7 protein-coding genes and 1 pseudogene are annotated in these 12,891 nt (G+C 41.5%); 7 read left to right on the top strand and 1 reads right to left on the bottom strand.

Going from position 1 to position 12,891, the window contains the following annotated elements:
* Window positions 1–34 precede the first annotated feature (34 nt).
* From NBH15_RS12180 to NBH15_RS12195, 4 genes and pseudogenes are all read left to right on the top strand, one after another.
* Window positions 35–1,009, top strand: coding sequence for a FecR family protein (locus tag NBH15_RS12180; RefSeq protein WP_250822764.1), 975 nt, complete (start codon window positions 35–37; stop codon window positions 1,007–1,009).
* A 210-nt stretch (window positions 1,010–1,219) separates the two neighbouring features.
* Window positions 1,220–4,599, top strand: a pseudogene (locus NBH15_RS12185) (TonB-dependent receptor).
* A 13-nt stretch (window positions 4,600–4,612) separates the two neighbouring features.
* Window positions 4,613–6,547, top strand: a complete 1,935-nt coding sequence (locus NBH15_RS12190) for a RagB/SusD family nutrient uptake outer membrane protein (protein WP_250822765.1) — start codon at window positions 4,613–4,615, stop codon at window positions 6,545–6,547.
* Between the two features lie 182 nt (window positions 6,548–6,729).
* Window positions 6,730–8,289: a sulfatase-like hydrolase/transferase gene (locus NBH15_RS12195; RefSeq protein ID WP_128134155.1), complete on the top strand. Its 1,560-nt coding sequence runs from the start codon at window positions 6,730–6,732 to the stop codon at window positions 8,287–8,289.
* A 454-nt stretch (window positions 8,290–8,743) separates the two neighbouring features.
* On the opposite strand, the gene NBH15_RS12200 is transcribed toward NBH15_RS12195, so the two are convergent.
* Complete coding sequence (locus NBH15_RS12200) at window positions 8,744–9,751, bottom strand: aspartate-semialdehyde dehydrogenase (protein ID WP_128134156.1); 1,008 nt, start codon at window positions 9,749–9,751, stop codon at window positions 8,744–8,746.
* 129 nt (window positions 9,752–9,880) lie between these two features.
* Between NBH15_RS12200 and NBH15_RS12205 the strand changes: the two genes are divergently transcribed.
* Genes NBH15_RS12205 through NBH15_RS12215 form a run of 3 tightly spaced genes read left to right on the top strand, consistent with a single transcriptional unit; the run spans window position 9,881 to window position 12,869 of the window.
* Window positions 9,881–12,238 (top strand): lamin tail domain-containing protein, encoded by a 2,358-nt coding sequence (locus tag NBH15_RS12205; RefSeq protein WP_128134157.1) that lies wholly within the window; start codon window positions 9,881–9,883, stop codon window positions 12,236–12,238.
* Window positions 12,239–12,275: 37 nt separating this feature from the next.
* Window positions 12,276–12,527, top strand: a complete 252-nt coding sequence (locus tag NBH15_RS12210) for a hypothetical protein (protein WP_128134158.1) — start codon at window positions 12,276–12,278, stop codon at window positions 12,525–12,527.
* Window positions 12,528–12,530: 3 nt separating this feature from the next.
* Window positions 12,531–12,869 (top strand): hypothetical protein, encoded by a 339-nt coding sequence (locus tag NBH15_RS12215; protein ID WP_128134159.1) that lies wholly within the window; start codon window positions 12,531–12,533, stop codon window positions 12,867–12,869.
* The last annotated feature ends 22 nt before the right edge of the window (window positions 12,870–12,891 follow it).

The following is a 12,891-nucleotide window of genomic DNA, read 5'->3' on the forward strand; positions in this document are numbered from 1 at the left end:
GTGTCTTAATTTATAGATAACGGAAAATAACATTATGTCGAAAGTATATCAGATCATAGAAAATTTCTTTAAGAAAGATCATCCGGAAGAAATCCGGAAGAGCTTTGCTCGCTGGTTTTTCTCTTTTTCATCGGAAGAGAAGGATGAAGCCCTTTGCCGGATTTGGGATGATATTCAGATAAAAGAAGATAGATCGGTAGAGCAGTCTTTCGATGAAGTGGAAAGGCGTTTAGGATTTCCGCAACGCAGGAGGATACATTTCTCATTCCGGAAATGGGGACAGGTGGCGGCTGTTATTCTGATACCTTTACTTAGCGTATGGTTTTCGTGGCAGTATGTACAAAATCATACGGTGGAGGAAGTTGCATGGGTAGAATGTTTTGTCCCCGCAGGGGAAATACGTACCGTTATATTGCCCGATCATTCAGAGGTGATGGTCAATTCAGGAAGTTCTCTGTTTTACCCGGCTGAATTTAAAGGGAAGAATCGTAATATTTATTTAAGCGGAGAGGCTAAGTTTTCGGTTTCGCCGGATAAGAAGAAACCTTTTATTGTCAAAACACAGGATATGTCTGTAGAGGCATTGGGTACGGTTTTTAATATTTCGTCTTATCCGGATGATAAAAAAACGGCCGCTTCACTGGTGGAAGGGAAAATTAAAGTCGATATTAATTCAGGTCAGGAAAGTTTTATTCTTAACCCGGAGGAACAAATCGTATATGACAGGGAAACAGGGCGAAGTGAACATAAGCATGTCCGGTTGGATTATGTACTGGCCTGGGAAAAGGGGCAGATGGTTTTCCAAAGTGTTTCATTGTACACTGTCATAAAAGAAATAGAACGGAATCATGGGGTAACGGTTTACCTTAATTCCAAGGGATTGAAGGATGAACGTTTAACGGTTAAATTCCTGCATGATGAGACGTTGGAGGAAGTATTTTATACTTTGCAACAAATTATTGCCGGGTTTAAATATAAGATAGAAGGGGATAAAGTATATATTTATTAATGATTAACACACACATATAGTACCATGAAAAAAAGAACCGAAGAGTTTTGTTTGCGGCTCAACTCTTCGGTTTGAAATCCGAACACATTTCATAAGGCTTAATTATAAAAATAGTATTCAACAACAAAAATAATATTATTCATGAAAAAGAATAACAATTTATCTTATAAATATTTGCGAAAGATATTTACCTATTTATTCCTTTTCTTCATGACCACAATCCTATCGGCACAAAATGTAAATATAAACAAGCGAAACGTTACATTGGCCGATGTTTTTGAAGAAGTGGAAAACCAAACAAAATTATCTATTGCTTACAGTGAATCTACCATTGACAAGAACCGCCTGGTATCGGTAAATATAGCCGGTAAACCGGTAAAAGAAGCAATGGTCGAGATATTGGAAGGGACAGGCGCTGTATTTACTATCGAAGGAAACCTGATTTTAATCAAACCGGCACCAGTAAAGACTCAGCAAGATAGCAGGAAAACGATAACAGGTATTGTAACGGATGAATCCGGATTGCCTATTATCGGTGCAAACGTAGTCGAAAAGGGGACAAGGAACGGTATCATAACGGATATCGACGGAAAATTCTCGCTGACACTAGTACAAAGCGATGCGGTAGAAGTATCCTATATCGGTTATATGACACAGAATGTATCGGTTAAAAACAAGACGAATATTTCTGTCGTACTGAAAGAGGATACACAAACCCTGGATGAGGTTGTTGTCGTAGGTTACGGTACACAGAAGAAGGTGAATTTAACGGGTGCTGTTTCCTCTGTTTCGGCTGAAGTCATGGAGAGCCGTCCTGTGACAAATATTGCTCAGGCGTTGCAAGGGGTTGTTCCTAACCTGAATGTCGATATCTCAAACGGTGCGCCTAATACGTTTGCATCTTATAATGTCCGTGGTGCAACATCTATGTCGAAAAACAGTGACGGTGCATGGCAGGTTGATAATGGCAGTCCTCTTATTCTTGTAGATGGTATCGAGATGGAAAATTTCAATCTTAGTGCTTTGAATCCTAATGATATGGAGAGTATTTCCGTTATTAAAGATGCTTCAGCGTCAGCTATCTATGGTGCGCGTGCTGCTTATGGAGTCATATTGGTAACAACTAAACAAGGGAAAAAGGGGAAAGGCAGGGTACAGTATTCGTACGATGTGCAGTGGAACCATCCTTCGGCGCGTCCAGACTTCATGAACTCGTATGAGTCTGAATATGCCAGAGTGATGAACCGGGTATATACAGGTGGTACCAGAACTACGGATGATGATATCCGTTTGGAAGCATTGCAGAATTATATTGATAATCCTGTCCCCGAAAATGCCTGGATGTATGCGCCGGGAAGTAATCAGCAATCGATCTGGTGGGTAGGTAACTTTGACCCGTTTGAATTGATGGTAAGAGATTGGAGTCCTACACAGAAACACAACGTAAGCATTTCGGGCGGTACTGAAGCTTTGCGTTATTACGCTTCATTGGGTTTTCAGGACCAGGATGGTTTCTATAAACTTCGTAATGATAATATGCGTCGTTATAATGGTATGGTTAATTTGGATGCCCAGATTAATGATAAGTTTAAAGTGAATATCAAATTATCATATAACGCGACTCGTTATGACGAACCGTTACCTTATTCTTATAAAGGCAATCCGTGGTCGGTCATCTTGTATCAGGGAAAATGGAATCAGAACATGCCTCTGCTGACAGGGCCGAATGACCCTGTACCCAATGCTCCGACGAACAGCATTGTGTCGGCTTATGCTTATGTAACAGGAATAAAAAAACAGACAGGGCGGTTGGTGTATTTACTGCAAGTCCGGAATACCAGGTGTTGCCCCAGTTGAAATTGAAAGCAGACTTTTCTTATCGTCCTTCTTCTTATGATGTAAAGGATGTGGAACCTGAATTCCGCTATATCCAGGATAGCTGGGAGTCGATGGATATTGCCGTTAATACGGAAACCGGGCGTATCAGTAAGATAAAAGAAGATGTACAACTTTTTACGACTAATGTATATGCGGATTATAACCAGACATTCGGAAAACATACGTTGGGTGGATTGGTCGGCTTTAACCAGGAGGTCTGGAAGAAAGAACAGTTGTCGGCAGGAAATACAGGTATTATGAGTATCGGTGCGCCTACGCTTGGCAATACGTATGGTGTAAATCCCTCTAAAGGGGAGGTTGATGAACATTGGGCTGTACGGGGTGTATTTATGCGAATTAATTATAATTATTCCGACCGTTATCTTTTTGAAATGAACGGACGATATGATGGATCTTCCAAATTCCCGCATGACTCACGTTTCAAGTTCTTCCCTTCTTTCTCTGCTGCATGGCGTCTTTCGGAAGAGAGCTTCATGGCCGATACGCGTAGTTGGTTGGATAATTTGAAGATAAGGGCCTCTTACGGTTCTATCGGTAACCAGAATGTAGCCAACTACGGTTTCTATTCCCGTATGGGATCCAGTCAGTCTAGTGCGATGATCAACGGGCAGCGTCCTTATCAGGTGAACCCTCCCGGATTGATCAGTCCGGATTTTACCTGGGAAACAGCTACGACAATCAATGGCGGTTTGGATGTATCTTTGCTTAGTAACAGGCTTAACTATTCTTTTGATATCTACAGACGTGAAACAAAAGATATCATTATGGATGGTTCGACATATCCTTCAGTGTTGGGTACCAGTGCACCGATGGTGAATTCCGGCAAGTTGAGAACGCATGGATGGGAAATGAGTCTCGGATGGAAAGACCGTCTTTCAAACGGCTTTTTCTACGACTTGAATTTTGTATTGTCTGATTATCAAACTGAAGTTGCTCTATTCAATGGTAACGACAATTGCAGCCTGGGTTCTTTGTATACCGGTAAGAAAGTAGGGGAAATATGGGGATATGTAACCGACCGGATTTTGCAGGAAGGTGATATCGCAAACAACCTGATTATTCAATATACGGATGAAAACGGGAATAACCTGCACCGCCCGAACGAATCGAACAGCGCTTATTATCCGGGCGATATCATGTATAAAGATATCAATGGAGACGGAAAAGTAGACAGAGGCCTGAATACATTGGACGATCATGGGGATTTGAAGGTTTTGGGTAATAATACTCCGCGCTTGAAATTCGGTTTGACAGGCAATTTTGCTTGGAAAGGTTTCGACTTAAATCTTTTCTTCCAAGGTGTTGGTAAGAGAGACGTTTGGATTAGTGACAAGACATACTGGGGCGATGAAGACGGTCCGGGTAGCAAAAAGGTGTATGAAAATTCATGGACTCCGGAACAGACGGATGCCAAATATCCTCTTTACGGTGCCCGTCGTTCACAGAACTGGTATACGCAATCTGCTTATATGTTCAATGGCGCTTATCTCCGTTTGAAACAGGCAATCTTGGGTTATACGGTTCCGGCCGAGATTACCAACAAGATCAAAATGAGTAAACTCAGAGTGTATGTATCCGGTTTTAACCTGTTTGAAATTACAGAACTTCCCGATGTCTATGATCCGGATCTGCTTTCGACTTCTTATCCTCAGATGAGAAGTATCGCATTAGGTGTACAAGTTGGATTTTAAATGATATGATAATATGAGAAAATATAGTTCAAATATAAAAGTGCTGGCTTTATCAGCGTTGTCATTTTGCCTTTTTGCATGTAATGACGATTTTATGGACCGTCCTCCTAAAGACGATATAGTAAGTGAAAATTTCTGGAATACGGAGACCGACCTGGAGCTTTACCTGAATGGAATGTACCGTATTTATGCCCGCGGACATAATCAGGATCCGTATGTGGCACCACTGAATTTCAGAGGTAGTCATATTGCTTACGGTGATGCTTTTTCGGATAATGCTGTCCGCAGCGGACAAAATGTGAATGTTCGTTTGACTAATGCTTATACCGTACCGTTGAATGACAGTTACAACGGATGGAGTTGGGGAGATCTGCGCCGTGTGAATTACTTCTTGACAAACTATGATAGGGCACCTATCACTGAAGATAAGAAAAAAGCTTATGCTGCTGAAGCTTATTTCTTCAAAGCATGGGATTATTTCAAAAAGGTACAGATTTTTAGCGATATACCTTGGCTTAGCCGCGATCTGAACATCGACTCGGAAGAATTGTATGCTCCGCGCGACTCGAGGGAATTGGTGATGGATTCAGTTTTGTTTTGTATAAACCGTGCCATTGAATGGTTTCCGGAAGTTACAACTCCCAATTCGGTAGGTCGTATAAACAAGGACATGGCGCAATTCCTAAAAGCGAGAATCTGTTTGAACGAAGGAACTTTCCGGAAATATCATACAGAATTGAATTTGCGGAATACGGCTGCCATGTGGTTGGAAGAAGCTGCGAAAGCTGCCGATTATCTGATCAAGTCGGGCAGATACAAATTGTTTGATAACGGAAACAAGGATTCTTATTGGGCGCTATTCGCTCAATTCGATGCGGAAATCAGATCTAATCCGGAAGCCATATTAGGTGTGGAGTACAGTTTTGACAATAAGATAGGTAATGATTTGCTCCGTTATTATGACCAGAATAATCACATGGGTATTTGTGCTCAAAAGAGTTTAGTCGATGAATATTTGTGTGAAGACGGACGTCCGATTTATTTAAGCGGTTCGAAAGGCAATTATGATGCGAATCCTTTGTTTGAAGGATATGGAGAATGGAGTGAACTGAACAATCGTGATCCCCGTATGTCGCAGACAATCTGTAAACCGGGGGAATATATCACCATTTGGAACAGAAATACGGGGGTGTATGGTATCAAAGAAAACGGAATAACTTATCCTGATTTGAAATACCTTGGTCGTGAGCAATCCGGTTACCGGTTCATCAAACATTGGAAACCGGACCTGGTAAACTACCAAAGAGCCAGTGGATCTACACAATCTGCCATTGAATTCAGATATGCGGAAGCTTTATTGATGTATGCAGAAGCAAAATGTGAGTTGGGAACAATTTCTCAGAATGATATTGATATTACTATCAATGCGCTACGCCAGAGGGCCGGTTTCGACTTTGATAAATATCCTACTGCAAGATTGGATATGGGAAATATCCCGGCCGACCCTCGTTTGGATGCCGTTTACAGGGAGAAGTTGGATTATACCGTTTCCCCGTTGTTGCGTGAAATACGTCGTGAAAGACGCATCGAAATGGCTCAGGAAGATCTTCGTTACTGGGATTTGATGCGTTGGAAAGCAGCCGGTTTATTGACTGTCCCGATGAGGGGTGTGAAATTTACCGAAGAAGTGCAAGAGCTTTATAGCGGTGATTATAACAATGGCGTGGTAGACCCGGAAACGGGTATTCGTGAAACAGCGGTGACTGCTATTGTCGATAAGGATGTATTTCTGGATGAAGAAGGTTTCATTATCCTTCATCCGAAAAGTACGAATATCCAGAGTGGTACATTGCCATGGTCCGATTATCGTTATTACTGGCCTATTCCGAAAGGTGAATTGCTGTTGAATACGAATCTGCTTCAGACCAAAGGGTGGGAAGACAAATAGAAGGTTATTGGTATTATATAAAAAAGGTTGCCTCAATAAAAGGGGCAACTTTTTTTGTTTAGAGAAAAGGCGAACCTTATCTCTTTTGAGGGTATATTTATTTAGAAATGTAGATTTTTTAGTGTTTGTAAAATAGTATATTTGTATCCTGTACAGTGAATTTTGTTTAATAGTAAAATAGTATGAATAAAACTCTCTCATCTTCATTTGCAGCGGTTTTGTCTGTGGCAGGCGTTTCTTCCATACCCGGTTATGTACAGGCGCAGCAACCGGTTAAACCCAATGTTATCTATATCTATGCCGACGATATGGGGAAAGGCATGTTGTCTGCCTATGGTCAACGGCATTTCACGACACCTCATATTGATGCGATGGTTACCCGGGGGACTTCTTTCGATAATGCATACGGTTGTATGTTGTCAGCTCCGGCAAGAGCCTCTCTGCTGACCGGCTATCACGATTGTCATCCGGATAAATGGATGATATCGAAGGGAGGACAGTTTATTCCTCCGACTGATAATCTCTCATTGATTCCGGCTTTTGAGAAAGAGATAGACGATGGGGATATTCTTTTAGAGGAAGGCGACTATTATCTTCCGCAGGTATTTAAGAAAGCCGGTTATGTAACCGCCGAGATCGGAAAGCTGGAATGGGGTTTTACGGCTACCCGCAAACAGATGAAGGAACATGGATGGGATTATTATTATGGTTATCTCGACCATGTACGTTGCCATGGTTTCTATCCGCCGTTTCTGTTTGACAACGGTGAGATTGTAACGATTGACGGGAATACTCTTCCGAACTGTGGAAAGAGTACGGAAAATGAAACAGATGAGACTTTGTGGGAGCGATGGGATAGAAATGGTAAATCTGTTTATTCGCAGGACCTTTTTCTGGATAAGATGCTGTCTTTTATCCGCGAGAATAAGGATAAACCCTTTTTCCTGTTCCATCCGACCCAGTTGCCGCATGGTCCGGTAGCTATTCCGGCCGTTCATCCGGAGTTGGCGGCCAACCCTGAGTTAACACCGATAGAAAAAGAATACGCTTCTATGATTAAGTTGCTGGATGATCATGTGGGGATAATTATGAATGAGCTTCGTAATCTCGGACTGGATAAAAATACGATCATAGTCTTTGCCGCCGATAACGGGCATGAGATCTATTATTCGCAAAAAGGAAGATGTGAAAAACCTTATAAGAATCTGCAAACCGACCAATTGTTTGATGACTATACAGATAAATATTACAGCGACCTGGCAGGCGATATCTTTAACGGGAATGCCGGTATGGCCGGACTGAAACGGAGTAATCTGGATGGCGGCGTACATATTCCGCTGGTCTTTTACGGTGAAGGATTGATACCGGCTGGCGTGAAAAGCAAGGAATTGGTTTCCAATTACGATTTTCTGGCAACGATGGCTGATCTGTTAAACGTTTCGCTTCCGGTAAAGAAAGACGGTATCTCTTTCCTGCCTACTTTGCTGAATGGGAAGCAAACAGATCCGAAACGGTATGTCGTATATGGCTCCAATCTCGGACCGGGCATTGTTATGAACGATGGCTGGAAACTCCGTTATTACAGGAAACAAGGTGTTTATGAGTTGTACAACTTGTCCGACGATCCGCAGGAGCGCAAGAACGTGATTGATAAATATCCGGAGAAAGCGGAAGAACTGAAAGCTATTATGCTGAAGGAATGTGACGGAAGCCTGGAAAATGGGGTAAACAGATACGGATAACTACTCAGGGAACACAGATTAATGCATATCACATCTGTGTTCCTTTCATATCACAGATGGATTCCGTTTGTATCACGGTTGAGTTTCTTTTGTATCACAGATGTGATATGAATAAACTTTGGCATTTTGCTGACTCTACATTTGGCTTCGTCGGTTCGTTCAGGAGGCTAATCCATTCCTTCCGGGCGTCTGTCAGCACTACCTGTTTTCCAACAGACTGTCCTGTTCAAGTAGCCATTTCCAAATCGGAACAACAGCGATCTCTTTTCCGTCTTCCACAATCATTTCTTCTTCATCGTGAGTAATGATGAGTAGTTTATCTGTTTATCGATCATAAAAGATAAAAGAGGTATAGAGGCGATGTTTACAGAAATATGTTTGTACCCTATCAAACGAAAAGGGACGATCTCCAACAGACCGTCCCTTTCTATATAGAAAGATTGTAAGATTATTATTATATATTCTTCACCTTGATCAGGTATTCGGCAATCTGAACAGCGTTCAGGGCAGCGCCTTTCTTGATCTGGTCGCTTACAGTCCAGAATGTCAGACCGTTCGGGTTGCTGATATCCTTGCGGATACGGCCAACGTAAACCGGTTCTTTATCTGCAACGAACAGCGGCATCGGATAGTCCTTGTTTGCCGGATCGTCCTGTAGGATGATTCCTTCGCCTTCAGCAAAAGCCTTGCGTGCTTCTTCTACGCTGATAGGACGTTCTGTTTCAATCCAGGTTGCTTCGCTATGGGCACGCATAACCGGAACACGGACACAAGTGGCACTTACTTCGATATCGGAGTGCATGATCTTGCGTGTTTCGTTATACATCTTCATTTCTTCTTTCGTATAACCGTTTTCAGTGAACACATCAACATGAGGAATCACGTTGTAGGCCAGCTGATAAGCGAATTTTTCTACAGTAGGTTCTTCGCCCTTCAACAGTTGTTCGTACTGCTTGATCAGTTCAGCCATAGCTGTTGCACCTGCACCGCTGGCTGCCTGATAAGTTGATACATGTACACGCTTAATGTGCGATACCTTTTCGATTGCCTTCAATGCAACGACCATCTGGATGGTAGTACAGTTCGGATTGGCAATGATACCGCGAGGACGATTCAGTGCATCTTCCGGGTTCACTTCAGGAACTACCAAAGGTACATCGTTATCCATACGGAATGCGCTGGAGTTATCGATCATCACAGTACCATGTTTTGTAATGGTTTCTGCAAATTCGATAGATGTACCGCCACCGGCCGAAACAAAAGCAACATCGATTCCCTTAAAGTCGTCGTTATGCTTAAGCTCCTTAACGGTGTACTGTTTACCACGGAAGGTATAAACACGTCCGGCACTGCGAGATGAGCCAAAAAGCACCAGCTCATCCATTGGGAAGTTTCTTTCGTCGAGCACGCGCAGGAACTCTTGTCCTACAGCACCACTCACGCCAACAATTGCTACTTTCATTTTGAGCACTAATTAAATTGTAATATAAAAAAAATGTTATAACTTTACCGCATCCAAAATCGGACACAATAATAGTTGTAAGCTATTAGCGTGCAAAGATAGATAATTTTATAACAAAACTATATAACTATGAAACAATTTATTCTTTTTATCCTTGTATTGCTTCCTGTTTGTGCATTCGCACAGTTTACAGAAACATTTGATGGACCTGAAGTAAACTCTGCTAATCCCTGGAAAGGGGATTTGGATAAGTTTGTAATAAGTAATGGGCAATTAGTGTTTGATGGCTCTGGATTAGCAGATACATGCTCTCTTTATCTGCCGATCAATTATGCTCCTACAATGGAGTGGGAAATGGATGTCTCTTTTGCATTTAAACCTTCTAATGTCAATAAAGCCTGTATTTATTTATATAGAACAGGTAAGCCGAGTGATCTTATTTTTTATATCCAAGTTGGAAGTAATAAAGATAATGTTTCTTTGTATATATATCCTCCAAAAGGTAAGCCGAAAGCTTTAATCACTGGTAAACGTCAACTGGATGGGAGAGTCGTACATATTAAGCTTGTATTAGAAGATCATAAATCTTGGACTCTTTATACCCGTTTGGGAAATGAAAAAGGTTATCAAATGGAAGGAATTCCTGTTGTTCAGGAAATACAAGATGTTTTAGATGCGGGTAATTTGAATGTATCATGCATCTGTAAATCCACATCAGATAAGTATAAAGATCGATTTTACTATATTGATAATATTGTAGTCCGGCATAAACTTTCAGAAACTCCGCAAACTCCAGACGAAGAACCGGATGACCCCGATGTGCCATCTGTAAATATAGATTTTCCAGATGTAGAAGTTGTAAGTTTATCAGAGTTACAATTTACCTTTGAATCTCCTGTTGATATATCTAATGCTAATTCATTTATATCAGGGATAGGACAAGCCGATTACCTAAAATATGGTGATACAAAGGCAATCGTGAATGCTGGTTTTCCTAACGATATGATTCTTGGAGAATCTTATATTATTTCATTTACTGGACTTACGGATTTGTCTGGTAAACCATTGAGCTTAACATCTGAAGAGTTTAAATTGGAAGATGAGGATGAGGAACCTGAAGTTTCCTCTGGTATAATTTTTATTAATGAAATTATGGCTAAACCTGGCGACGGTCCCTTCTTCGAATATGTAGAGCTATATAATCCGACAGATCGTATATTTTCATTAAATGAATTAGAACTTTGGAATGGGAATAAACGTAAGATATTACCTGATGTTGTATTACCACCTCATGAATATGCCTTGTTATATAATAGTAATATAGATTACAGCGGTGATGGTGTCGTTATACCAATCGAAAAATTTTATGCTTTAAATGATGCCGGGCAACATTTAGCCCTGAAGACTCCATCCGGTGTTATCATTGATGAAGTAACCTATGAAAAAGCTACCCCTGCCAAATCCTGGGAGCGTTCTTCTTCCGGTTGGCATCTCTCTTCCGATCCGCGTGGCGGAACTCCCGGCTCTGTTAACTCGTCCGGTAAAGGTGAGGAAACCCCTAATGAACCGGATAAACCTGTTACACCTGACGACCCCGATGAGCCGGATACCCCGGACGATCCGTCTCTTCCAGATATTACCGTCGAACCGGGAGAATTTGTTTTTAACGAACTTCTTCCTAATCCTTTTGCCGGTGGCAGCGAATATATCGAATTGTACAACCGTTCCGATCGTGCCTTGCCGGTATCCGGCTTATCGGTCGCGGTCAGGAAAGCCGATGGAACATTGAATACCCGCTACCCGTTATCCTCTGTTACTGCAACAATCGAGTCGGATGGTTATGTGTTGTTGACGAAGAATCTGGAGGGCGTTACCGATTTTTACACAATCCAGTCTTCTTCTTCACTGTTTGAAGTCCCTAAACTTCCTATATTGGCGAATACTTCCTCTACGCTTGTCCTGTTCCGGAGCAAAGACGGAACAGTGATCGATGAAGTTTCCTATACCTCCAAATGGCATGCTTCTTCAATTAAAGATCAGAAAGGTGTCTCCCTGGAACGGATCGATCCCGATGCGGAAACGCAATCGCCTTCGAACTGGACTTCTGCATCTGCTACAGTGGGTTATGGTACTCCCGGTTATCCTAATTCACAATCGGATGTTTCCCTGCCCGATGATCCGGATACTCCGGATGAACCGACCGGCATCAAGACACCGCAGTGGGATGAAAGTGCCGGCCATTATACTATATCCTATTATCTGGACCAACCGGGATATAACTGCCGTGCTTTTGTCTTCAATATCGCCGGTCAGCGTGTAGCACAAATAGCTAATCACGAATTGCTGGGGTTGACGGGAAAATTGACCTGGGACGGTTATGCCCTGTCCGGGAAGCAACTACAGACTGGTGTTTATATCTTCTATGCTGAATTGTATCATACCAGCGGCACAGTAAAAAGATATAAACAGGTATTCCTTGTTCGGTAAAAGAATGTGGATAAGTAGTTTATTAATAAATCGCTTTATGTTTGTTGAAGATGTTTGGATGCTTTACCTTTGTAATATCTCCAATGGGCATAGAACATTAATCAAAATAATTGTAATGCCTATGAAAGAAGAAGAATTTAAACATAGAAAAGGATTCCTGGAAAGCCTTTTTATGAACTATTCAGGACAGATGAATGATCATTCTGATCAGGAAAAAGATTTAATAATGAAGAATATAGATGTTATTCTTGATTGGTATAATGCTTTAGTTAAAGAGATGGAGGAGTAATTTATGGATAATAAAGAATATTTAGAATCGCATCCGGAATATAGAAGTTTATTTCCAACGCAGGAAATGTATGAGGATTTCGTACGTTTTATGGATCTTGATGAAGACGGACGGCGTGTTTATTTTGAAGAACACAAGGCAAGATTGGATGTTATGTCTCCGGAAGAACGTAAACAAGATTGGGATAATTTGGTGAAAGGTACTGAGTTGTTGATCGAATTTGCCAAAGAGGAAATACCTAAACTAGCTTATGAAAAGAAGATGATCGAAGCTTCGAAAAAGCAGAATAAGGTAACCTGGGAAGATATACGCAAAAAGCTGAATAATATTGCGAGCCTATAATAGGGTGAAAGTAGCTATGAGG

Source organism: Parabacteroides caeci (assembly GCF_023656795.1).
Lineage (GTDB): Bacteria > Bacteroidota > Bacteroidia > Bacteroidales > Tannerellaceae > Parabacteroides > Parabacteroides segnis.

Excerpts from the sequence above, each read along its gene's own strand:
- NBH15_RS12180 (WP_250822764.1), top strand. The coding sequence starts at position 35 with ATGTCGAAAGTATATCAGATCATAGAAAATTTCTTTAAGAAAGATCAT.
- NBH15_RS12190 (WP_250822765.1), top strand. The coding sequence starts at position 4,613 with ATGAGAAAATATAGTTCAAATATAAAAGTGCTGGCTTTATCAGCGTTG.
- NBH15_RS12195 (WP_128134155.1), top strand. The coding sequence starts at position 6,730 with ATGAATAAAACTCTCTCATCTTCATTTGCAGCGGTTTTGTCTGTGGCA.
- NBH15_RS12200 (WP_128134156.1), bottom strand. The coding sequence starts at position 9,751 with ATGAAAGTAGCAATTGTTGGCGTGAGTGGTGCTGTAGGACAAGAGTTC.
- NBH15_RS12205 (WP_128134157.1), top strand. The coding sequence starts at position 9,881 with ATGAAACAATTTATTCTTTTTATCCTTGTATTGCTTCCTGTTTGTGCA.
- NBH15_RS12210 (WP_128134158.1), top strand. The coding sequence starts at position 12,276 with ATGTTTGTTGAAGATGTTTGGATGCTTTACCTTTGTAATATCTCCAAT.
- NBH15_RS12215 (WP_128134159.1), top strand. The coding sequence starts at position 12,531 with ATGGATAATAAAGAATATTTAGAATCGCATCCGGAATATAGAAGTTTA.